24 protein-coding genes and 4 tRNA genes are annotated in these 20,223 nt (G+C 64.1%); 11 read left to right on the forward strand and 17 right to left on the reverse strand.

Going from position 1 to position 20,223, the window contains the following annotated elements:
* Nucleotides 1–133: 133 nt before the first annotated feature.
* The 6 genes from A5707_RS11005 to lmeA form a co-directional block, all read right to left on the reverse strand.
* A complete protein-coding gene (locus A5707_RS11005; protein WP_065014517.1) occupies nucleotides 134–436 on the reverse strand; it encodes a DUF1416 domain-containing protein in 303 nt (100 codons plus the stop codon).
* Between the two features lies 1 nt (nucleotide 437).
* Nucleotides 438–1,271 carry a sulfurtransferase gene (locus tag A5707_RS11010; protein WP_065014518.1) on the reverse strand — a complete coding sequence of 278 codons (834 nt, stop codon included), beginning with the start codon at nucleotides 1,269–1,271 and terminating at the stop codon, nucleotides 438–440.
* On the reverse strand, nucleotides 1,250–1,738 hold the full coding sequence (locus tag A5707_RS11015; protein ID WP_065014519.1) for a DUF4395 domain-containing protein: 489 nt from the start codon (nucleotides 1,736–1,738) through the stop codon (nucleotides 1,250–1,252). Before A5707_RS11015 ends, A5707_RS11010 begins: the two co-directional genes overlap by 22 nt.
* 78 nt (nucleotides 1,739–1,816) lie before the next feature.
* A complete protein-coding gene (locus A5707_RS24940; protein ID WP_419866417.1) occupies nucleotides 1,817–1,906 on the reverse strand; it encodes an Ms5788A family Cys-rich leader peptide in 90 nt (29 codons plus the stop codon).
* Nucleotides 1,907–1,935: 29 nt separating this feature from the next.
* On the reverse strand, nucleotides 1,936–2,343 hold the full coding sequence (locus A5707_RS11020) for a thioredoxin family protein (RefSeq protein WP_065014520.1): 408 nt from the start codon (nucleotides 2,341–2,343) through the stop codon (nucleotides 1,936–1,938).
* Entirely contained in the window at nucleotides 2,340–3,146 is an 807-nt protein-coding gene (gene lmeA / locus A5707_RS11025; RefSeq protein WP_065014521.1) for a mannan chain length control protein LmeA, read from the reverse strand. Before lmeA ends, A5707_RS11020 begins: the two co-directional genes overlap by 4 nt.
* Nucleotides 3,147–3,582: 436 nt before the next feature.
* Here lmeA and A5707_RS11030 point away from each other — a divergent pair, with 436 nt between their 5' ends.
* The 3 genes from A5707_RS11030 (at nucleotide 3,583) to pstS (ending at nucleotide 6,486) form a co-directional block, all read left to right on the forward strand.
* On the forward strand, nucleotides 3,583–4,353 hold the full coding sequence (locus A5707_RS11030) for a winged helix-turn-helix transcriptional regulator (RefSeq protein WP_156657792.1): 771 nt from the start codon (nucleotides 3,583–3,585) through the stop codon (nucleotides 4,351–4,353).
* A complete protein-coding gene (mshD, locus tag A5707_RS11035) occupies nucleotides 4,350–5,258 on the forward strand; it encodes a mycothiol synthase (protein ID WP_065014522.1) in 909 nt (302 codons plus the stop codon). Before A5707_RS11030 ends, mshD begins: the two co-directional genes overlap by 4 nt.
* 127 nt (nucleotides 5,259–5,385) lie before the next feature.
* A complete protein-coding gene (gene pstS / locus A5707_RS11040; RefSeq protein ID WP_065014523.1) occupies nucleotides 5,386–6,486 on the forward strand; it encodes a phosphate ABC transporter substrate-binding protein PstS in 1,101 nt (366 codons plus the stop codon).
* 47 nt (nucleotides 6,487–6,533) lie between these two features.
* On the opposite strand, the gene A5707_RS24755 is transcribed toward pstS, so the two are convergent.
* Complete coding sequence (locus A5707_RS24755; RefSeq protein ID WP_269455148.1) at nucleotides 6,534–6,659, reverse strand: hypothetical protein; 126 nt, start codon at nucleotides 6,657–6,659, stop codon at nucleotides 6,534–6,536.
* 80 nt (nucleotides 6,660–6,739) lie between these two features.
* Here A5707_RS24755 and pstB point away from each other — a divergent pair, with 80 nt between their 5' ends.
* Nucleotides 6,740–7,516, forward strand: a complete 777-nt coding sequence (pstB, locus tag A5707_RS11045) for a phosphate ABC transporter ATP-binding protein PstB (protein ID WP_065014524.1) — start codon at nucleotides 6,740–6,742, stop codon at nucleotides 7,514–7,516.
* On the opposite strand, the gene phoU is transcribed toward pstB, so the two are convergent.
* The 5 genes from phoU to A5707_RS11070 form a co-directional block, all read right to left on the reverse strand.
* Nucleotides 7,513–8,181: a phosphate signaling complex protein PhoU gene (gene phoU / locus A5707_RS11050; protein WP_065014525.1), complete on the reverse strand. Its 669-nt coding sequence runs from the start codon at nucleotides 8,179–8,181 to the stop codon at nucleotides 7,513–7,515. The two genes, pstB and phoU, sit on opposite strands and share 4 nt — an antisense overlap.
* 71 nt (nucleotides 8,182–8,252) lie before the next feature.
* Nucleotides 8,253–10,322: an LCP family protein gene (locus tag A5707_RS11055; RefSeq protein WP_065014526.1), complete on the reverse strand. Its 2,070-nt coding sequence runs from the start codon at nucleotides 10,320–10,322 to the stop codon at nucleotides 8,253–8,255.
* Between the two features lie 238 nt (nucleotides 10,323–10,560).
* Nucleotides 10,561–11,694: a tRNA dihydrouridine synthase DusB gene (dusB, locus tag A5707_RS11060; RefSeq protein WP_065014527.1), complete on the reverse strand. Its 1,134-nt coding sequence runs from the start codon at nucleotides 11,692–11,694 to the stop codon at nucleotides 10,561–10,563.
* Between the two features lie 7 nt (nucleotides 11,695–11,701).
* Nucleotides 11,702–12,724: an acyl-ACP desaturase gene (locus A5707_RS11065; protein WP_065014528.1), complete on the reverse strand. Its 1,023-nt coding sequence runs from the start codon at nucleotides 12,722–12,724 to the stop codon at nucleotides 11,702–11,704.
* An 84-nt stretch (nucleotides 12,725–12,808) separates the two neighbouring features.
* Nucleotides 12,809–13,393 (reverse strand): TetR/AcrR family transcriptional regulator, encoded by a 585-nt coding sequence (locus A5707_RS11070; RefSeq protein WP_065014529.1) that lies wholly within the window; start codon nucleotides 13,391–13,393, stop codon nucleotides 12,809–12,811.
* A 69-nt stretch (nucleotides 13,394–13,462) separates the two neighbouring features.
* Here A5707_RS11070 and A5707_RS11075 point away from each other — a divergent pair, with 69 nt between their 5' ends.
* The gene (locus A5707_RS11075; RefSeq protein WP_065014530.1) at nucleotides 13,463–14,476 is read left to right on the forward strand and encodes an oxygenase MpaB family protein; all 1,014 of its coding nucleotides are present in this window, start codon (nucleotides 13,463–13,465) and stop codon (nucleotides 14,474–14,476) included.
* 10 nt (nucleotides 14,477–14,486) lie between these two features.
* On the opposite strand, the gene A5707_RS11080 is transcribed toward A5707_RS11075, so the two are convergent.
* Nucleotides 14,487–14,690, reverse strand: a complete 204-nt coding sequence (locus A5707_RS11080) for a zinc transporter Slc39a7 (protein WP_065014535.1) — start codon at nucleotides 14,688–14,690, stop codon at nucleotides 14,487–14,489.
* A 5-nt stretch (nucleotides 14,691–14,695) separates the two neighbouring features.
* On the reverse strand, nucleotides 14,696–15,085 hold the full coding sequence (locus A5707_RS11085) for an ArsR/SmtB family transcription factor (protein ID WP_065014531.1): 390 nt from the start codon (nucleotides 15,083–15,085) through the stop codon (nucleotides 14,696–14,698).
* A 107-nt stretch (nucleotides 15,086–15,192) separates the two neighbouring features.
* Here A5707_RS11085 and A5707_RS11090 point away from each other — a divergent pair, with 107 nt between their 5' ends.
* Nucleotides 15,193–16,089, forward strand: coding sequence for an SAM-dependent methyltransferase (locus A5707_RS11090; protein ID WP_065014536.1), 897 nt, complete (start codon nucleotides 15,193–15,195; stop codon nucleotides 16,087–16,089).
* 67 nt (nucleotides 16,090–16,156) lie between these two features.
* Nucleotides 16,157–17,062, forward strand: coding sequence for a class I SAM-dependent methyltransferase (locus tag A5707_RS11095; protein ID WP_065014532.1), 906 nt, complete (start codon nucleotides 16,157–16,159; stop codon nucleotides 17,060–17,062).
* Here the strand turns inward: A5707_RS11095 and A5707_RS11100 are convergent.
* Entirely contained in the window at nucleotides 17,059–18,144 is a 1,086-nt protein-coding gene (locus tag A5707_RS11100; protein ID WP_065014533.1) for a F420-dependent hydroxymycolic acid dehydrogenase, read from the reverse strand. The two genes, A5707_RS11095 and A5707_RS11100, sit on opposite strands and share 4 nt — an antisense overlap.
* A 118-nt stretch (nucleotides 18,145–18,262) precedes the next feature.
* A tRNA-Lys gene (locus A5707_RS11105) sits at nucleotides 18,263–18,338 on the reverse strand.
* Nucleotides 18,339–18,461: 123 nt separating this feature from the next.
* Between A5707_RS11105 and A5707_RS11110 the strand changes: the two genes are divergently transcribed.
* From A5707_RS11110 to A5707_RS11125, 4 genes are all read left to right on the forward strand, one after another.
* Nucleotides 18,462–18,534 (forward strand) — tRNA-Glu (locus tag A5707_RS11110).
* 36 nt (nucleotides 18,535–18,570) lie between these two features.
* Nucleotides 18,571–18,647, forward strand: a tRNA-Asp gene (locus A5707_RS11115).
* 26 nt (nucleotides 18,648–18,673) lie between these two features.
* Nucleotides 18,674–18,747, forward strand: a tRNA-Phe gene (locus tag A5707_RS11120).
* Between the two features lie 193 nt (nucleotides 18,748–18,940).
* Nucleotides 18,941–19,429, forward strand: a complete 489-nt coding sequence (locus A5707_RS11125; protein WP_232000694.1) for an Imm63 family immunity protein — start codon at nucleotides 18,941–18,943, stop codon at nucleotides 19,427–19,429.
* 151 nt (nucleotides 19,430–19,580) lie between these two features.
* Here the strand turns inward: A5707_RS11125 and A5707_RS11130 are convergent, their stop codons facing one another.
* Nucleotides 19,581–19,916, reverse strand: coding sequence for an Imm63 family immunity protein (locus A5707_RS11130; protein ID WP_065014538.1), 336 nt, complete (start codon nucleotides 19,914–19,916; stop codon nucleotides 19,581–19,583).
* Nucleotides 19,917–20,223: the final 307 nt, after the last annotated feature.

The following is a 20,223-nucleotide window of genomic DNA, read 5'->3' on the forward strand; positions in this document are numbered from 1 at the left end:
AACCACCGCGAAGCGGCCCTGTCACGCCGACACACCGCAACGCAGCACCATCACCCTGACACTGAGCGCAAACCCGGTCAGTGCATCGGCGTGTCGACCGGGGACACGCACGCTCGCCCGATAAAAACGGGCGTCAGGCGATCTTGACGTCGACCTCGTGGATGCCCGCGCCCGACGGCGACACGACCGCGTCACCGTTGCCGGCGGCCGAGAGCGCACGCAGCGTCCACGATCCGGGTGCGGCGAAGAACCGGAAGTCACCGGTGGCCGATGCGACGACCTCGGCGGTGAACTCGTCAGAGGAGTCCAGCAGGCGCACGAACGCGCCGCCGACGGCCTGTCCGGAGCCGTCCACGACGCGACCGGTGATCACCGTCTCCTTCTCCAGGTCGACGCTGGCCGGCAACGTCTGTCCTTGCTTCGGTGCAGAGCACATATCAGCTTCCCAACTCGATCGGGGCCCCAACCAGGGAGCCGTATTCTGTCCAACTGCCGTCGTAGTTCTTGACGTTCTGATGTCCGAGCAATTCCTGCAGCACGAACCAGGTGTGCGACGACCGCTCCCCGATCCGGCAGTAGGCGATGGTTTCCTTCGACCCGTCCAGGCCGGCGTCGGCGTAGAGCTTGGCCAAGTCCTCGTCGGACTTGAAGGTGCCGTCCTCGTTAGCCGCCTTGCTCCACGGCACGTTGATCGCGCTCGGGATGTGCCCGGGCCGCTGGCTTTGCTCCTGGGGCAGGTGTGCGGGCGCCAGGATCTTGCCGGAGAACTCGTCGGGGGAGCGGACGTCGACCAGGTTCTTGGCGTTGATGGCGTCGATGACCTCGTCGCGGAAGGCCCGAATCGAGTTGTCGGGGGCCTTGGCGGTGTACGACGTGGCGGGGCGCTTGACGGCGTCGGCGGACAGTGGACGACCGTCGAGCTCCCACTTCTTGCGGCCGCCGTCGAGCAGCTTGACCTTCTCGTGGCCGTACAGCTTGAAGTACCAGTAGGCGTAGGCGGCGAACCAGTTGTTGTTGCCGCCGTACAGGATCACGGTGTCGTCGTTGGAGATACCGCGGTCACTCAGCAACTTGGAGAACTGCTGGGCGTCGACGAAGTCGCGCCGGACCGGGTCTTGCAAGTCGGCGCGCCAGTCCAGCTTGACCGCACCGGCGATATGACCGGTGTCGTAGGCGCTGGTGTCCTCGTCGACCTCGACGAAGACGGTGTTGGCGGCGTCGAGATTGCTCTCGGCCCAGTCAGTCGAGACTAGGACGTCGGAGCGTGCCATGGCGTGGATCCTTTCGGTTGGTTACGCAGGTGCGTCACGAGCGGGTAGAGCTGGCAACCCAGGCAGATGCCAAAGGCCGCGTTGAGGAAGGCCGCCACCAGTGCGGCCGCGGTGGCGATGATTCCGAGCAGGGGAACGCCGGCAGCGAACCCGGAAACGCCGACGACGGCGAACACAAGGCCAACCAGCTGAGCGAACTTCAGCGGGGCCACCGGTTCACGGTCGCGCACCGGCCCCAACCGCGGCGCCACCAGGTTGGCGAATATCAGGCCGTAGGGGTGGCGGCGCGGCCCGGCCCAGGCGCCGATCGCGAAGACGACGGCCTGCCCGGCCAGTATGACGGCAGCGGTCTGTGCGCTGGATGCGGCGACAATCAGCGTGGCCACCAGCACTGCGGTGGTGACCCAGGCGACGAACCGGGGACCGCGCACGTCTACCTGGATGGTGGTGGTGGATTTCGACGACAAAGAGCTGCTCCTGTTGACAACGGAAGGGCTGGAGGCACGCCAGAATGGCTGCTCCGAGAGCGGCGCGAACTGCGCTACTCAGCAGCTACAACAACAGCAACAACCCGCGGTGCGGCACAGATCGACTGCGCGGCGCTTGGTGAGCACGAGCTCAAGGCGGGCGGACACGACGCACAGCTTACCCAATGGCCCGACAGTCAAGCCAATAGTGGGGTCAGCGCCGAACGCAGCTCGTCGGTCCTGGGGACTCCTGCGGTGCGATAGCGCTGCTGACCGTGGGCATCGAAGATGAATGTGGTGGGCAGTGACAGGACCGAAAGCCGACGCGCCGCAACAGGGTTGGCGTCCATGTCGATCTCCACGTGCGCCACATCGCCAAGGTCGGCGCACACCTGGTTGACCACCCGTCGCACCCGGTCGCACGGTCCACACCAGGGGGCGCTGAAATGCACGACGGTCGGCCCGTCGCCGGACAGGCCGAGATCGCTGGTGTCCAGCGTGCTGGGGGGATCGATCGGCCGTACTTGGCCGGCCCGGCGGGTCAGCAGCCACCCGATTCCGGTCGCCAGCGCCAACGCGGCCGCGATCGCGACAACGGCAGTCATGCTTGGTTGAACCCGTCGAGGCTGATCGTTACTCCCTCGGTGATGCCTTCGATGATCACATCGGAGCCGCGCGCCCCCTGGCTTGTCGGCGCCACCCCGAACGGAAGCTTCTGGTCGGGCAGCTGTTGGCGGAAGGCGGCCAGCACCGCGTCGCGTTTATCGTCGGGCACCTTCTGGTTGGCGGTATCCGGGCCGGTCAGCACGCCGGTCGGAGTAATCGCCAGGGTGGTCCGGTCCTTGCCGGTGATCGACAGGTCCACCGAGACGCTGACTCGCTTGTCAAAGTGTGCCGATTTCGGGGTGCCGGTGAACACCAGGCCGCGGCTGCCGGAGATCCCGGATTCGGTGGTGCCGCCGGTGGCGTCATTGGTCTCCTGTGGTGGCGCCTCGACCATCAGGTCGGTGATGCCCAAATATCGCCCGAGGTGGGTCGAGTCGATGATGATGCGGCTCTCCAGCTTGCCGACCGGAAGCTTGGCGTCGGGCCGGATCAGCCACGACGCCTCGGTCAGACCGATGGAATGCATGGTCGCCTCGAGCGTGGCCTTGCCAACCCGCGGCTGGTCGACGGCAGTGGCTTTGACCTCCAGCTCGTCGTAGTGGCGGCGCATCGCCTGCGGGATGACCGGAAACCCGAGGATCGCGACGAAGGGGTCTGACCCCAGACGCGCGGTGTCACGCAGCGTGCGGGACAACCGGTACTCGGCGTAGACAGTGATTCCGAAATCGATCCCGACAGCCCCGATCAGCACGAGCATGACGGCGAGCAATACGCCCGCCGCACCGACCAGCACCCTACGCATCCGCTTATTGTGGCGTGCCTCGTCACCGGGCGCCCGCGGCGGCCCGAGTCGCTCCGCACGCGGGCGGGGCCAAGCGGTGGCGATTGGGCTGTGCCACAAAGCGTTAACAGTCATGAACCCGTTAAAAACCGCCCCCGGCGATGTTAAGAGGCCATTAGGAAGCCATCACAACCGTTTACCGAGCGGAGACAGTGGAGATGCCACCGCGGCACGCCTGCCGCAGTGGCGCTGCCAATTAGGAGTGTTCATGTCCTTCGCTGCAACCTCGCCTGACGCTCTCGATCGCGCGATTCTCCCCCGCAAGCAGGGGATGCCCGCACCTCATTGCGCTGCGCGCTCTGCATCGTCACCGGGCGAATCAGCAGGTAGCACGCTATCGTTAGTACACCTGGCCGCTGAATCTCGGGAGACGCCTTTCCCACGACGCTGGAGGGGCTTGTTGGATCTACTGCTACTGACCGCGGAGCCGCACCCCGACTCGGTCCTGCCATCGTTGTCGTTGCTCGCCCACACGGTGCGAGCCGCCGCGGCCGACGTCTCCTCGCTGCTGGAAGCCGGCAGTGCCGACATCGTGCTTGTCGACGCGCGCAATGATCTGCCGGCGGCGCGCGGCCTGTGCCGCCTGCTGGGCACCACGGGCCGGTCGATCCCGGTGGTGGCGGTGGTCAGCGAAGGTGGGCTGGTGGCGATCAACGCCGACTGGGGCCTTGACGAGATTCTGCTGCCCGGTACCGGGCCCGGTGAGATCGATGCCCGGCTGCGCCTGCTGGTTGGCAGGCGCGGTGGCCTGGCCGACCAGGAGTCCGCCGGCAAAATCAGTCTCGGTGAATTGGTGATCGACGAAGGCACTTACACGGCGCGACTGCGCGGCCGTCCATTGGATCTCACGTATAAGGAATTCGAACTGCTGAAGTACCTTGCGCAGCACGCCGGCCGGGTGTTCACCCGCGCGCAGCTGCTGCACGAAGTATGGGGCTATGACTTCTTCGGCGGCACCCGAACCGTCGACGTGCACGTGCGACGGCTCCGGGCCAAGCTCGGCCCGGAATACGAATCGCTGATCGGAACGGTACGCAACGTGGGCTACAAGGCAGTCCGGCCTGCCCGCGGTCGCTCATCGGGCGAGGACTCGGACACCGCCCCGGACAACGAGCCAGAACTGGACACGAGCCAAGACCCGCTGGTCGACCCGTTGCACAGCCAGTGACCCGGCCGGACTGGCGCTCGGAGCTGACTGCGGCCGAGCAGCAGCAAGTGCGTGAACTAGTCACGGCGACAACCGAATTCGATGGCGTAGCACCGGTCGGTGAGCAAGTGCTGCGGGAGTTGGGCCACGATCGCACCGAACACGTCTTGGTCGCCGGCCAGGACGGTGACACCGTAATCGGCTATCTCAACCTCAGCCCATCGCACGACGATTCTGTCGGCATGGCCGAGCTTGTGGTGCATCCGCACGCCCGACGGCGCGGTATCGGCAGCGCCCTGATCGAGGCAGCCTTGGCGAAAACCGATGCGCGCAACCGCTTCTGGGCACACGGCACATTGGACGCGGCCCGGGCGACCGCCGCGGCGCTGAATCTGATACCGGTGCGCGAGTTGATCCAGATGCGCCGTTCCTTGGACAACGCCGCCTCGCCCACAACGCCGGAAGGTGTGCGGATGCGCACCTACGCGGGAAGCAGCGACGATGCTGAGCTGCTTCGCGTCAACAACGCCGCATTCGCCGGACATCCAGAACAGAGTGGCTGGACGTCGGCCGACCTGACCGAACGCCACAGCGAGCCATGGTTCGACCCGGACGGGCTGTTTTTGGCGTTCGACGAAACGACCGACGAGCTGCTGGGCTTTCACTGGACCAAGGTGCATCCCGACAAAGCGGGCCTGGGTGAGGTCTATGTCGTCGGTGTCGACCCGTCTGCGCAAGGCCGCGGCCTTGGCCGTGTACTGACCTCCGTGGGGATCGAATACCTGGCGCACCGGCTGGCCGGCACCCCCGACCCCACGGTGATGCTCTACGTGGAATCTGACAACACGGCCGCGCTGCGCACCTATCAGCAGCTGGGATTCGCCGTCGCCAGCGTCGACACCGCCTATGCCGCAAACGATCCCTGACATAGTCCGCGCGGCTGGCCGGCGATAGCGGCATCATCCAATACCGGCGAACCGGTTTCGGATGGCCCGGTGAACTCACTAGCGTAAAGATCGAGCTGCGAACTTCATCGGTGAGAAAGCGAGATCAGTGAAGCGCAACACGGTGGGTAAGGCGTTGGTTGCGGCGGTCATCACCAGTGTGGTTTTAGCCGGGTGCGGCAGCGACGACAACATCGGCGCCTCCACCGCGACATCGAAGGGATCGGTTAAATGCGGCGGCAAGGATGAGCTGACCGGTGAAGGCTCGACCGCCCAACAGAATGCGATCGCGTTGTTCAACCAAGCCTGGGGCCGGTTGTGCGCGGGCAACAACGTCTCCTACAACGCGACCGGTTCGGCCGCCGGACGCGAGCAGTTCGTCGCAGGGCATGTCGATTTCGCCGGCTCGGACTCGCCGTTGCGATCCGACCAGATCAATCCGGCAGCCAAACGCTGCCATGGCCATCCGGTGTGGCATTTGCCGTTGGTGTTCGGACCGGTTGCGGTGGCCTACCACCTCGATGGGGTGAATCCGCTGATCGTCAACGCCGACGTGCTGGCCCGAATCTTCAGCGGCGCCATCACCAGTTGGCGTGATCCGCTGATCGCCGCATTGAACCCCGCTGTTGCGCTACCAGACCTCGAGATCACCCCGATCTACCGCTCAGACCCGTCGGGCACCACCGACAATTTCCAGAAGTACCTGGTCGCGGCCGCCCCGCAAGCCTGGACCAAGGGCACCGGCACCGATTTTCAGGGCGGCGTAGGCGACGGCGCGCAGACCTCGGGCGGCGTGGCGCAGGCCGTGCAGTCCACTCCCGGCGCCATTGGCTATGTCGAGAAAAGCTTCGCTGATCAGGCCCGGATCTCGTATGCCCAGATCGACACCGGCAGCGGCGCCGTCGCCCTCACCGATCACACAGCCGCCAACGCGATCGAGGACGCCAAGTTCATCGGCAGCGGCAACGACCTCAAGTTGGATCTGCAAGCGCTCTACAGCACCAGAGAGCCCGATGCCTACCCGTTGCTGTTGGCGATCTACGAGATCGTGTGTTCCCGGGGCTACGACGTGGCGACCTCTGGGGCGGTGAAGTCATTTCTGAACGTGGCCACCCATGACGGTCAGAGCGGCCTCTCGTCGGCCGGCTACGTACCACTGCCGGATAAGTTCAAGACGCGCCTGGTTGCTGCGATCAACGCAATCGATTGATTGATCCGGTGGCTACCGAGGCGAAAGATAGAGGGCAGAACAGGAAGCTATGAGACCAGCACTTCGGCATCTCCGACATACTGGCCGGTATGATGTGTCACCAGACCGCCGACCGGCGCGGGCGCCAGCTCGTCATCGGTCGATCGGCTGTGGGGCGATGCGGTGATGCTCATGCTGATCGCCGTCGTCGGTGTCGGGACCAGGGTGGTCGCGAAAGTCGTTGAGCCGAAGAAATTCTACGCAGGAGCGTGCGTTGGCTAAGAGGTTGGACCTCAAAGACCTCAACATCTATTACGGGTCGTTCCACGCGGTCGCCGACGTATCGCTGTCGGTTCTTCCTCGCAGCGTAACCGCGTTCATCGGCCCGTCCGGGTGCGGCAAGACGACGGTGTTGCGCACGCTCAACCGCATGCACGAAGTTCTTCCGGGCGCCCGCGTCGAGGGTACGGTGCTGCTCGACGACGACGACATCTACGGCTCGGGCATCGACCCTGTCGGCGTACGCCGGGCAATCGGGATGGTGTTTCAGCGGCCAAACCCATTTCCCACCATGTCGATACGCGACAACGTGGTGGCTGGATTGAAGCTCCAGGGTGTGCGCAACCGCAAAACACTCGACGACACCGCCGAATACTCACTACGCGGCGCCAACCTGTGGGACGAGGTCAAAGACCGGTTGGACAGGCCCGGCGGCGGGTTGTCCGGTGGCCAGCAGCAGCGATTGTGTATCGCGCGGGCCATCGCGGTGCAGCCCGATGTGTTGCTGATGGACGAGCCGTGTTCGGCGTTGGACCCGATCTCGACGATGGCGATCGAAGATCTGATCGCCGAGCTCAAGCAGGACTACACCATCGTCATCGTCACCCACAACATGCAGCAGGCCGCACGCGTCAGCAACCAAACCGCATTTTTCAACCTGGAGGCCGTCGGCAAACCCGGTCGGCTGGTCGAGATCGACGACACCGAGAAGATTTTTTCCAACCCGACCCAGAAGGCCACCGAAGACTACATTTCCGGCCGTTTCGGCTAGCCCGACGTGGGCACCGCGTCGTCTTCGGGGAACTTGCCGGTCGCCTGGAAGATGACGCGACGCGCCACCTCGACGGCGTGATCGGCGAAGCGCTCGTAAAAACGCCCCAGCAACGTGACGTCGACGGCGGCAGCTACGCCGTGCTTCCACTCCCGGTCCATCAGCACCGTGAACAAGTGCCGATGCAGGTCGTCCATGGCGTCGTCTTCTTCCCGGATCCGCGCCGCCTTCTCTGGGTCACGCGACAGCAGCACCTCCTGCGCGCTGTTTCCCAATTCGACTGCTACCCTGCCCATTTCGGCAAAATAGCCGTTGACCTCTTCGGGTAGCGCGTGCTGGGGGTGACGCCGGCGTGCGATCTTGGCGACGTGCAGGGCCAGCGCGCCCATCCGGTCGATGTCTGCGACCATCTGGATCGCGCTGACAATCGCCCGCAGATCACCGGCGACGGGAGCCTGCAAGGCCAACAACACGAAAGCGCTTTCCTCCGCGCGGGCGCTCAGCGTCGCGATTTTTTCGTGGTCGGAGATAACCTGCTCGGCCAGCACCAAATCTGCCTGCAGCAGCGCCTGTGTTGCACGTTCCATGGCGACTCCGGCCAAGCCGCACATCTCGCCGAGTCGTTCGGAGAGCCCCGAAAGTTGTTCATGGTAGGCGGTCCGCATATCGCCAAGACTACGTTCTTAGCCGCGGAAATGGCATGAAGCGGCACTCATGCACGCGAAAACTCCTGCGGTTACTCGCAGGTGGTGTCGGCGGCGTTGGTGACCGTCAAGTCTTCCGGAAGTTTGGTGGGTGTGCTGTGTGCGTTGCGGTCGATTTGCACGCTGACCGACGAGCCGCTGGGTGGCGGCGCACTCACTTTGGAGAAGTCCGACCCGAGAACCAGCTGCACCCCGTGAATTCCGCTGACCCGCTCAACCTTTGAATTGGCCAGCGTCGACGCCACTGTGGCGGCGGCTTGCTCGTTGCCGGGTGAGAAGAAGACCGTGGTGGATTTCAGTGAGCTCGGGTAGTCGGACGGTTCCATGACGTTGAAACCCTGCTGTTGCAGTTCGTCGGTGGCGGTGGCGGCCAGACCCGTCTTGCCGGTCGAGTTCAAGACCTGAACGGTGATGTCCTGGGGAGCCGCGGTCACGGCTTGGACCTGCTCGGCATGAGCCTCGGTGGTCGGGCTGGGCTGCGGTGCGGTGCTGGTCGTGGACTGGCTGGACAGGCTCGCCGTCGCGTTCTTGTCGTTTTCCCCGGGCAGCGGGTCATCGTTGATGATGGCGTCGAAGAGCGCCCGCATGTCGGCATTGCGGGGCGGCTCGTCGCCGTTCTCGTCGGTTTCACCGGTCGGTACGGTCACGAAGGTGATGTGCCCCGCCGAGACGCCTTGCACCGATTGGCCGAGGTCCACCAGGTCTTTGGTCTTGACGTTGTCGACGTAGCTGTCGCCGATGAACATGTTGACGACGTTGTTGAGTTTGGTCAGCGAAAAGAATGTGTCCCTGGAAATCAGCGAACGCAGCAGCGACGACAAAAACAGCTGCTGGCGTTTGATGCGCCCGTAGTCGCCGTTGTTCTCGGTGGTGACGTTGCGTGCCCGGACGTAGTTGAGCGCCGTTGTGCCGTCGATGACCTGGCGGCCGGCGTGGTCGAGCACCGTGCCCAACTCGTAGTCCTTCAGCGGAGTCGTGCTGCAGACCTCGACGCCGCCGAGCGCGTCGACCATTTTCGCGAAGCCGGCGAAGTCGATGGCCATGAACCTGTTGATGCTCAGGCCGGACAACTTTTGGATGACCTTCACCAGACACTTGGGGCCGCCGAACGCGAACGCAGAGTTCAGTTTGGTCTCGGTGTAGACGTATCTGGACCCGTAGGTCCCGGTGTCCTCGTCGTAGAGCGGGCCGTAGGCGCCGGTGTCGGGGTTCCAGGCCTCGCATTTCAACGGCGTAATCGCCAGGTCGCGCGGAAACGACACCGCGACCACCCGTTTACGGTTCGCCGGGATGTTGACCAGCATGATGGTGTCCGAGCGGGCGCCGCCGGCGTCTTCGGTGTCCCCGGCACCCATCTCGCTGTTCTCCCCGGCACGCGAGTCGACGCCGACAATCAGGAAGTTCTCGTCGCCGTATTGCCCATTGGGGTCGACGATGTCGCGCGAATGCGGGTCCAGCGCGCTGATCGTGTTGAGCCGGTTGTTTTTCGAGGCGCTCCACTGCCACGCCCCGCCGGTCAACGCCAACGACAACACGGCGATCACGGCAGCCAGCGAGCGGCCGGCCGCCAACAGCGGGCGGCGCTGGCGCTTCGGTTCCGGTGCCAAGGCTTGGTCGTCCGTCGCAGTTCCCGCGATCCGCGCCGGCGGCACCTTTTCCGGCACCGTCGGCAGCACGGTGGTCTCTTGCGACTGGGGGCTGCGCCGTGGGCGGTGAGCCACCTCGAGATCCGGCAGCTCAGACGCATAGGCCGATGAGGTCGATACGGCGTAGGCGTCGTAGCGGTACTCCGGCTGGTCCTCGGGTGTGGAGGGGACCGGTTCTGGCGATTCGGTTTCCTTGGCCGCGCGACGATGGCTGGGTCGAATGGTCGTCTGACCGCCAACCTTGGCGATCAGTTCGGCGACGCTGAGCCCGCCCCCGGTGTGGCATCCGGTCGGCTCGCCGTCGTCGGTGTCAGCGGGCTCGGTTGGCGGCGGTGACCATCGACTGACGGAGCCCGCGTCGTGGGCCGGCGAACCGAACCGTTCCCACGGCGCGGCGCCCGGGGCGTGCGAATGGCCGGGAGTGGCTTCATCGGCGCCAAAGTCGCCGTCACTCATGTCCTACCGGCCTCCGAAGCTCCGATGAGATGCCCGTAAACATCTGTGTGTTCGTGCGCATACATCAGGGCAGTGCTGGCGGTGGCAGCACTGCAGTCCCACGCAACCGGCGCGGTCGCGCCCATTGTTCTAGCTCTCGTACAGCGGCGCCGAGGCGGGTCCCGCCACGGGCACGTTGCAACAAGTTCCACATCGTAGCCAGCCGTCGGCTGAAACGCGATGTCGAGAAGGTGTCGATTCAGCCACCCGAGTGCATGATGTCGGCGCCCGCCGGCACCGTGCAGTCGTCGCGGTCGGTCAGCCAGCCGTCGGGCAGGGCGACCTTTGCCGGCGATCCCTGCCGGCCGCGCGGCCCGGTGGCCGCATCCGGAAAAAGAACATCTGTGTCCAGTTGGTCAAGCAACACGTCGAGCTCGGCCAATGTTTTGACCAGCGCCAACGCCCGCCGCAGCTCGGATCCGGCCGGGAACCCGTGCAGATACCAGGCGATGTGTTTGCGGATATCACGCATGCCCTTGTCTTCGCCGAAATGGGCGGCCAACAGCACTCCATGGCGGCGGACGATGTCAGCGACCTCGCCCAGGGTTGGCGGGGCAGGGGGTGGATTGCCGGTGAAGGCGGCTGACAGTTCGGCGAACAGCCAGGGACGGCCCAGGCAGCCGCGGCCGATGACGACGCCGTCGCAGCCGGTGGCGGCCATCATGGTCAGGGCGTCGCTGGCGTCGAAGATGTCCCCGTTGCCCAGCACCGGGATCGTTCGCACATGCTGCTTGAGCGCGGCGATCTGGTCCCAGTCCGCGGCGCCGGAGTAGCGCTGCGCCGCGGTTCTGGCGTGCAAGGCCACGGCGGCCGCCCCTTCGGTTTCTGCAATCCGGCCCGCATCCAAGTGGGTGTGGTGGGCGTCGTCGATACCGACGCGGAACTTCACGGTGATGGGAATACCGGAGCTGGCGGTTCCTCTCACGGCTGCCGCGACGATTTGCCCGAACAGCCGCCGCTTGAACGGCAGCGCGGCGCCGCCGCCGCGACGAGTCACTTTGGGCACCGGGCAGCCGAAGTTCATGTCGATGTGATCGGCCAGGTTCTCGTCGGCGATCATCTTGACGGCCTCATACGTGGTGGCCGGGTCGACGGTGTATAGCTGCAGCGATCGCGGGGACTCGTCGGCGGAGAACGTCGTCATGTGCATGGTGGCTGGATGCCGCTCGACGAGCGCACGCGCGGTGACCATCTCGCAGACGTAAAGGCCGCTGACCGTGCCGACCTTGGCTTGCTCCAGCTCACGGCACAGCGTGCGGAATGCGACGTTGGTCACGCCCGCCATTGGGGCCAGCACCACCGGGCTGGCGAGCGTGATGGGGCCTATGCGCAACGGCGCGCTACCGCCGGCTCATCGTCAGCGTGCCTGCGGTTTGATGCAGCTCGTACGCCGTGGTCCTCTTGCCCGTGCGGGCTTCCCGGTCGAGTTGGCGCTGCTTGGACACCTCGAACTTCTCGCAGGTCTGCTCGAGCTCCTTGATCAGCACACCGAGGTCGTCACGCAACGCGGCGGCTTCACCGGTGAAGTCCTCACGCTCGAAGATGCGCCACTTCTTCAGCACCGGCATCACCACGTCGTCGAGATGGATGCGCGGGTCATACACCCCGCCGACGGCGATCATCACGGCCTTGCGCCGGAACTCCGGCACCTGGAAGCCGGGCATCTGGAAATTGCGCAGCACCTTGTGCAGCGACTTCATCGCCTGGTTGGGCGCGATGGAGAACCCGGCCTCGCTGACGTCCCGGTAGAAGATCATGTGCAGGTTCTCGTCGGCCGAGATTTTGGCCAGCAGCTGGTCGGCGATCGACTCGTCGCAGGCTTTGCCGGTGTTGCGGTGCGAAATCCGGGTGGCCAGCTCCTGGAACGTGACGTAGATGACCGAGTCGAACAGGCTCTCGGCGAACAAGTCATCTCGGACCTGGTGGTTTTGGCCCGGGCTGAAGCCACGGTTGACGACCTCGATGCGTAGCTTCTCCAACTCCACCGGGTCGACGGCGCGGGTCACCACCAGATAGTCGCGCAGCGCGATACCGTGTCGGTTTTCCTCGGCGGTCCAGCGGTTGACCCACTGGCCCCAGGCGCCGTCCATGCCGAAGTTCATCGCGATCTCGCGGTGATAGGACGGCAGGTTGTCCTCGGTCATCAGGTTCTGCACCATCGCCACCTGGGCGACGTCGGAAAGCTGGGACTGCTCGGGCTCCCAGTCCTGCCCGCCGAGCGCATAGAAGTTCTTCCCGTCCGACCACGGGATGTAGTCATGCGGGTTCCAGTTCTTATGCATCGACATATGCCGGTTCAGGTTTTTCTCGACGACCGGCTCGAGTTCCTGCAACAGCTGTAGGTCGGTCAAGTCTGCCGACATGGCCCCTCCAGTTATCTGTGTCTGTTGGTTGCAGTCAATATATCTGTGTATGCCAGTAGCATCAAGTTTGCGCCCGGCGTGGCGCTAGTACGTGGTCGCCCGGCTGAGCAGCATGTCGACGCAGTAATCGATGAACTGTTCGCGGCTGGCCGCCAGGCGTCCGTCCAGGTAGGCGGTGAACAGCGCGGTCAGGCCGCCGATCAAGCTGGTGGCCACCATGTGCTGGCGGATGGGATCGCCGATCTGGGTCAGCTTGCGCTGCAGCAAGTCGATGAAGCTGGGCATCCATTCTGCGCCGGAGCGGGTCAGCACGGGCTCGACCCCGGGGGCCAGCAGCAGCACCCGGCCACGGACCGGGTCGTCGACCATCAGTGCGACGAATCGCTCGACGGCCTCTCGCGGTGTGCTGGCCGACATCAGTGTCGACATCGCGCGTGTGCAGACGTCGTCGTAAACCGCGCGGACGAATTCGTCACGGTCGGAGAAACTTTCGTAGAAGTAGCGCTCGGTGAGTCCGGCTTCCCGGCATACCGCCCGCACGGTCAGGGCGGGGCCACCTTCTTCGCCGAGTAACTGCACGCCGGCGCCGACGAGTTTGTCGCGGCGCAGCGCCTGGCGATCCTCCAGGGGGACACCGGACCAGCGGCCCCGTCGTTGACCCGACGACACAGCACTCCTAAACTGGATAGTGACAACGCATGTAGTCAGGTTGACTGACGACCGACAGGAACCTCACCAGTGACTCAAGATACTTCTGAGGCGCACCCGCTGACCAGCGAAGGCGGGTCCGACGAAGTGGCCAGCGGCTGTCCAGTGTCGCCGTTGGGATACGACGCGCCGCCGATGCCGCTCGGACCCGACTCGCTGACGTGGAAATACTTCGGCGATTGGCGCGGCATGCTCCAGGGCCCCTGGGCCGGTTCCATGCAGAACATGCACCCGCAGCTGGGCGCCGCGGTCGAAGACCACTCGACGTTCTTCCGGGAGCGCTGGCCACGGCTGCTGCGGTCGCTCTACCCGATCGGCGGCGTCGTTTTCGACGGCGACCGCGCCCCGACGACCGGCGCCGAGGTGCGCGACTACCACACCGACATCAAGGGCACGGACGCGCAGGGCCGCCGCTATCACGCGCTGAATCCCGACGTCTTTTACTGGGCGCACTCCACCTTCTTCGTCGGCACATTGCACGTGGCCGAGCGGTTCTGTGGCGGCATCACCGAGGCGCAGAAGCGTCAGCTATTCGACGAGCATGTCGAGTGGTACCGGATGTACGGCATGAGCATGCGCCCGGTGCCGAAAAGCTGGGAGGAGTTCCAGGTCTACTGGGACCACATGTGCCGCGAGGTGCTGGAAAACAATTGGGCGGCACGTGAAGTACTCGACCTCACGGTTTTGCCCAAACCGCCCTTTGCGCAGTGGATCCCGGATTGGTTATGGCGGTTACAACGAAAACTGATGGCGCCGTTCTTCGTCTGGTTGACGGTTGGCCTCTACGATCCGCCGGTGCGAGAGCTGATGGGCTACAGCTGGTCGCGCCGCGACGAATGGCTACATCGCCGGCTCGGCGACGTCGTGCGCCTGGTCTTCGCCGTGGTGCCTCCGCGTTACCGCAAGCATCCGCGGGCTCGCGCCGGGTGGGACCGCGCCACCGGTCGCATCCCGGCCGAGACACCGCTGGTGCACACGCCCGCGCGTAACCTGCCTCCGCTGGACGAGCGCGGCGACCCAAAGCACTACTGCCCCAACGTGTAACGCGTGCCCCTTAGTGGGCGTGGCTGTGTGCTTCCTCCAGGCCTGACTGATGCACGTGCTGGTGCGCATGCTCGGTGCCGTCGTCGTGGGTGTGAGCGTGGTCGTGCTCGACGTGCTCATGCTCGTGGCTGGTGTGCTCGTGCGTGTGAGCGAGGCCGTCGTGTTCGTGCTCGTGGGCGTGCGGTGTTTCGTGGGGGTGGGTGTGGTGCGACATGATTCTCATCTCCTTTGTTGTGCTGTCGCTTTGGCAACCACCTGCAGCCGCTCATCGGAGCGGTGGTGCGGTGGAACCCCTGGGCCGGCGTGCTCGGCGTTGAAGACGGCGTCAGTGACCAGCTGGCAGATGTGCTCGTTTTCCACGCTGTAGAAAATCGTGGTTCCTTCGCGGCGGGTGCGCACCAGTCGTGCCATCCGCAACTTCGCGAGGTGCTGGGAGACCGATGGCGCCGGTTTGCCGACGTGCTCGGCGAGCTCGTTGACCGACATCTCGCGTTCGGTAAGTGCCCACAGCACCTGGACCCGAGTGGCGTCGGCCAACATCCGAAACACTTCGACCACCAGACTGACCTGATCGTCCGGCAATCGAGGTGCCCTAGTATCTGCATGCATACGCAAATAGTAGTGCAGGAATCAGTGGGGATGTCAAGCCTAGCTCCGGCGCCTCCGCGAATAACTAGCTGATCTATATTAATGAAAAGCGAGATAGGAGCATGCCGATGCGTTCCGAAAGCGACAGCTGGGATCTAGCGTCGAGCGTCGGGGCGACAGCGACGATGGTTGCCGCTCAGCGCGCGCTGGCCGCGGCGGGGCCGGAGCCGCTGATCGACGACCCGTTCGCCGCGCCGCTGGTGCGGGCAGTCGGCATCGATGTCTACACCCGCCTGGTCAACCATGAGATTCCCGTCGAGGCGGACTCCGAATTCGATCCGGACCGCATGGCCCGGGGGATGGGGGTCCGGACCCGGTTCTATGACCAGTTCTTTCTCGGCGCGACGAAAAGCGGTGTCCGCCAAGCAGTCATCCTGGCGGCCGGATTGGATGCTCGGGCCTATCGCTTGCCCTGGCCGGCCGGCACGGTGGTCTACGAAGTCGATCTGCCCGAGGTCGTCGAGTTCAAGACCACGACACTGAGCAGTCTCGGCGCCGAGCCGACTGCCGAGCGGCGCACTGTTGCCGTCGACCTGCGCGACGACTGGCCGGCGGCGCTGCGTGCCGCCGGGTTCGACGCCGATGCGCCCGCTGCGTGGAGCGCAGAGGGTCTCGTGGTGTACCTGCCGCCCGACGCCCAGGATGCGCTGTTCGACAACATCACCACGCTGAGTTCCGGCGGCAGCCAGCTGGCCTGCGAATTCGTGCCGGACACAACAATTTTCGCCGACGAACGGTGGCGTACTCATCACGAGCGGATGAGTGAGCTCGGGTTTGACATCGACTTCAACGACTTGGTCTACCACTTCGAGCGCAGCCACATCATCGACCACTTGGCGCGAGACGATTGGCGGGTCACTCACCGCACCGTCGCGCAACTGCATGCCGACAACGGCTTCGTCTATCCCGACGACGAGGTCGCTGCGGCGTTCGCCGACGTGACTTACCTCAGCGCTGTGCGTTGACCGCCGGAATCACCTCGTCAGAATACTTGTTATACTAACTAAGTATTCTGATAGTGCGGAGGATGTTATGGCACGTACCGATGGTGACTCTTGGGATCTGGCGTCCAGTGTGGGAGCGACGGCCACGGCCGTCGCCGCGCAGCGGGCAGTAGCCAGCAAACGGCCCGATCCGCTGATCAATGACCCATTCGCCGAGTCGTTGGTTACGGCGGTCGGCGTGGAGTTCTTCACCAAGTTCGCTCGTGGGGAACTCGCCGGCACCGACATCGAGGACCCGGCTCTGGACTTCGACCGCATGTCGGAAAACCTGGCGGTGCGAACCAAGTACTTCGACGACTTCTTCGCCGACGCGACGGCCACGGGCATCCGTCAGGTGGTGATCTTGGCGTCGGGACTTGACGCGCGCGCCTACCGGTTGCCTTGGCCGGATGGCACAACGGTGTTCGAGGTCGACCAGCCGCAAGTGATCGAGTTCAAGACGCGGACACTTGCCGAGTTGGGTGTGCGGCCGTCATCGGATCGCCGCCCGGTGGCCATCGACTTGCGCGACGATTGGCCGACCGCGCTGCAGGGTGCGGGCTTCCGCCCGGACCGGCCCACCGCATGGCTCACCGAGGGGCTGCTGGGCTACCTGCCGCCGGAGGCCCAGGATCGGCTGTTGGACAACATCACCCGGCTCAGTGCTCGCGGCAGCCGGCTGGGTACTGAGACCGTCGACAACATCACCGAGGCACAGCGCGAACGCACCGCGGAACTGGCTGAACGGTGGCGCCAGTACGGCTACGACCTGGAGATGACCGATCTCCTGTACTTCGGCGAACGTAAAGAGACAGCCGCCTACTTGTCTCACCGCGGCTGGCAGACGATCGGCAGCAGCAATGCCGATCTCTTTGTCGAGTACGGGCTGCGGCCGCTGGGCGACGGCGAGATGCCGTTCGGCGATGTCGGCTACATCCGCGCGGCGCTGAATTAGTGCAGCCGAGGTAGGACCTGGGCGCGGTAGAAATCGATCGCCGTTTTCGGGTCCTGCTGGGGGAAGTGCATGAAGGGCGTCGTGCCGGCGTCGAGAACTGCCTGCACGGCTTTGATGTGGGTGGCTGCATCAGTGCCGGTGGTCCAGCCATCGATCACTTTCTCCAGCGGATTGGCTTGGGCCGCCTGTTGGATGTCGACGGGGTTGGGCTGGTCGACGGCGCCGCCGGTGAACCGCCAGAGTTGGGCGGCGCGGTGGATTTCATCCTGAGCGCCGACGACGGCGAACATCTCACCGCGCTTGGCCAGGCTGGCTGGATCGCGACCGGAGTCTTTGGCTCCGCGGTTGAACGCGGCCAGCAGTTTCTGGTCTGTCATGCTGTCGGCCTGCGCAATCCAGCCGTCGCCGTACTGCCCGGCCAGGTGCGCACTCTTCGGTCCGCCCGCGGCGACGAAGATGGGCGGCGGCGACGGCGGCAGGTCGTAGATTTTGAGCTGATTGGTTTGAAAGTATCGGCCCTGGAATGAGATTCGTTGGCCGCTCCATAGCTGACAGATGAGCTGGATGGCCTCGATCAGTCGGTCGTGGCGCTCACGATAAGGCCCGAACTGTGTAGTGGCGGCTTGCTCGTTGAGGCGTTCACCGGTGCCGACGCCGAGGAACACCCGGCCCGGGTAGAGCACCGCCAGCGAGGCGAAGGCGTGCGCCACCGTCGTCGGGTGAAACCGATAGATCGGACACGTCACGCCGGTGCCGAACGGAACATGCTGCGTCCGCTGGCCAACCAACGCCAGCGTGATCCACGGAAACATCGAATGGCTCTCGTTGTCCTGCCACGGCTGAATGTGGTCGCTGGCCCACAGGTAGCGGAACCCGGCCTGTTCGGCTGCCTGCGCCTGGTCGACAAGCTGGGCGGTCGTGAACTGCTCGTGTGACAAGACGAAGCCCACTCCCGGCCCAGGAGCCGGCGGCGGTGGGCTCGTCGGGGTGCTCTCCGGCTTGGAGCCGCAGGCGGCTGCCATACCGGTGGCACTGATGCCCGCCGCGAGCAGCCCAAAGGTGCGCCGTGACATTCCTCTCATGAGGCGGGAGTACCCGAAATGCGTGAGGTCGCAGGGTGGGAGTCAAGGATCAACCGAAACCAGTGTCAAGGATCAGCCGAAACAGCCTGCGACATCAGCCGAGGTCATCCGATACTGATGGTGCCCCCACTAGGACTCGAACCTAGGACCTGCGGATTAAAAGTCCGTAGCTCTACCAACTGAGCTATAGGGGCTGCGACGGACAGGATACTGCGTCCGCCGGCGGGGCTCGTTTGAGGATTGGGTCTGCGGTGGCCTAAGCTGACTTGGCTCACAACGGAACCATGTTGCGAGTACCCCGGAGAGATTCGGTTCTGGCCCCCTTCGTCTAGCGGCCTAGGACGCCGCCCTTTCAAGGCGGTAGCGCGGGTTCGAATCCCGTAGGGGGTACCGCGACGCGGCGACGCGGAGCAGGCAGTGCAACAAGGCCCTGTGGCGCAGTTGGTTAGCGCGCCGCCCTGTCACGGCGGAGGTCGCGGGTTCGAGTCCCGTCAGGGTCGCCATTACGGCGAGGCACACGGTGCCTTCCGGCCAGGTAGCTCAGTCGGTATGAGCGTCCGCCTGAAAAGCGGAAGGTCGCCGGTTCGATCCCGGCCCTGGCCACTCCCAGAGACGCAGGTAAGCTAGCGTTTTCGTGTCATGCAGCTCGTCGCCGACCGTTAACTGACTATGCGGTGGGCCTGCCATGACCTAACGGACTTCGTTGCCCAGCAGTCTCGCTGATGCTCGCAATATCGTGTCAAGTGCATCCGCGACCGCATCCGATTCGAATCGTAGAGATTGCGACGGCAGGAATGTGGGTGAAGCAAGCAGCCCAACGCAAATCGAGGAAGTGGGGTCGAGCGCTCTGGTTGATGACAAGACGGCCCGTCTGCAGTCAGAAATCAATCGGCTCGCGGCGGCGCTGAACACTGAACCAGTCGAGGTCGGGGTCCTTTTGAGGAACGACGACTTGAACATCTTCATCGATGACGGGGGCAGATATCACTACAGCTACTGGGAGCGTGGCAGGCCGAACTTCGACCGCGTCGGCGAGATCGACGACGTTCTCTACTGGTTCGCTGAGGGCATCACTTTTAACATCGGCTGTTCATACTCTGCGCAGTACACCGCCCAAAACGAGAAATTCCGCGTCCTGATGTGGGCCAAACAATATGAACTGCTCAACCAACTTGATCCGCGCTGGGCCAAGCGCTGTGTACGCGAAACCGCGGGCTGGCTACGGCGTTGGGGCAAAGACGAAGATGTAGAACTGCTGCCAAATATCCCCGAACGCAACAGCTAACCGCGCCCTTGTGGAATGTGCTGAACCGGTGTCAATTTAGCCGCTAAATCAAGTCTATCTGTAAATCAAAAAAGGTGCAGGCAGCATTTCGAATATTCATGTTCACCCGTGGTGGCTGGGGGACGCGCTACCGGGGGACCGTATGTGAGTGTCACAGCGCTTCGCCAATGTCGGGAAGTAAGGCAATGTCCTCCGGCTGGCTGTATTTGCGGAACATAGCCGCAGTCTCCCGGACATTTCTCTTTGCCCAATCAATATTCAAGTGGCTCAGCACTTGGTACTCATATTTAAAGCGTTCTGCACGGTCACCCACTTGCTTGGCGGCTTGGCGTGTAACGATGCTTTCGCAGTACCAGTAGAGAAGGTCATCGAGGCTGCCCTTTTTATCGAAACCGAGCTTGCCCCGCTCGTAGAAAGTAAAGTGATAGGAACCGTCGTCGGCGACGAAAATATTGAGGCCGTCATTGGTCCGCAGTCCGACAGGCATAGGGCGTGCTCCCAGCTCCTCCGACAGCCGATCGACCTGGATTTGAAGTTCCCGGGTTTTATCGTCCAAGGGGCGGTCCATACTCATCTAGTACTCCTAGCCTTACTAATTCCCACACAGTTGGTTGGGTGCCGTCGGGCGCAGTGATCATGTATTGCGTGGCTCCGGGTGATGGCGTCTGCCCGTAGAAAGGCTCCACTGGTCCTTCTACGATTTGCCAGCCCGGAGGCTGTCGGTTCCGGTCGAAAAGTGAGCAGGTGATTCCGGTCGAAAAGTGAGCACCCTTCGATTGGAGAGTGATCACTGT

Source organism: Mycobacterium kyorinense (assembly GCF_001672775.1).
Lineage (GTDB): Bacteria > Actinomycetota > Actinomycetes > Mycobacteriales > Mycobacteriaceae > Mycobacterium > Mycobacterium kyorinense_A.

Excerpts from the sequence above, each read along its gene's own strand:
- A5707_RS11020 (WP_065014520.1), bottom strand. The coding sequence starts at position 2,343 with ATGACTGCCGTTGTCGCGATCGCGGCCGCGTTGGCGCTGGCGACCGGA.
- A5707_RS11090 (WP_065014536.1), top strand. The coding sequence starts at position 15,193 with ATGCGTTCCGAAAGCGACAGCTGGGATCTAGCGTCGAGCGTCGGGGCG.
- A5707_RS11080 (WP_065014535.1), bottom strand. The coding sequence starts at position 14,690 with ATGTCGCACCACACCCACCCCCACGAAACACCGCACGCCCACGAGCAC.
- A5707_RS11095 (WP_065014532.1), top strand. The coding sequence starts at position 16,157 with ATGGCACGTACCGATGGTGACTCTTGGGATCTGGCGTCCAGTGTGGGA.
- A5707_RS11065 (WP_065014528.1), bottom strand. The coding sequence starts at position 12,724 with ATGTCGGCAGACTTGACCGACCTACAGCTGTTGCAGGAACTCGAGCCG.
- A5707_RS11010 (WP_065014518.1), bottom strand. The coding sequence starts at position 1,271 with ATGGCACGCTCCGACGTCCTAGTCTCGACTGACTGGGCCGAGAGCAAT.
- A5707_RS11005 (WP_065014517.1), bottom strand. The coding sequence starts at position 436 with ATGTGCTCTGCACCGAAGCAAGGACAGACGTTGCCGGCCAGCGTCGAC.
- A5707_RS11085 (WP_065014531.1), bottom strand. The coding sequence starts at position 15,085 with ATGCATGCAGATACTAGGGCACCTCGATTGCCGGACGATCAGGTCAGT.
- lmeA (WP_065014521.1), bottom strand. The coding sequence starts at position 3,146 with ATGCGTAGGGTGCTGGTCGGTGCGGCGGGCGTATTGCTCGCCGTCATG.
- A5707_RS11130 (WP_065014538.1), bottom strand. The coding sequence starts at position 19,916 with ATGCCTGTCGGACTGCGGACCAATGACGGCCTCAATATTTTCGTCGCC.
- A5707_RS11100 (WP_065014533.1), bottom strand. The coding sequence starts at position 18,144 with ATGAGAGGAATGTCACGGCGCACCTTTGGGCTGCTCGCGGCGGGCATC.
- phoU (WP_065014525.1), bottom strand. The coding sequence starts at position 8,181 with ATGCGGACCGCCTACCATGAACAACTTTCGGGGCTCTCCGAACGACTC.
- A5707_RS24755 (WP_269455148.1), bottom strand. The coding sequence starts at position 6,659 with ATGAGCATCACCGCATCGCCCCACAGCCGATCGACCGATGACGAGCTG.
- A5707_RS11055 (WP_065014526.1), bottom strand. The coding sequence starts at position 10,322 with ATGAGTGACGGCGACTTTGGCGCCGATGAAGCCACTCCCGGCCATTCG.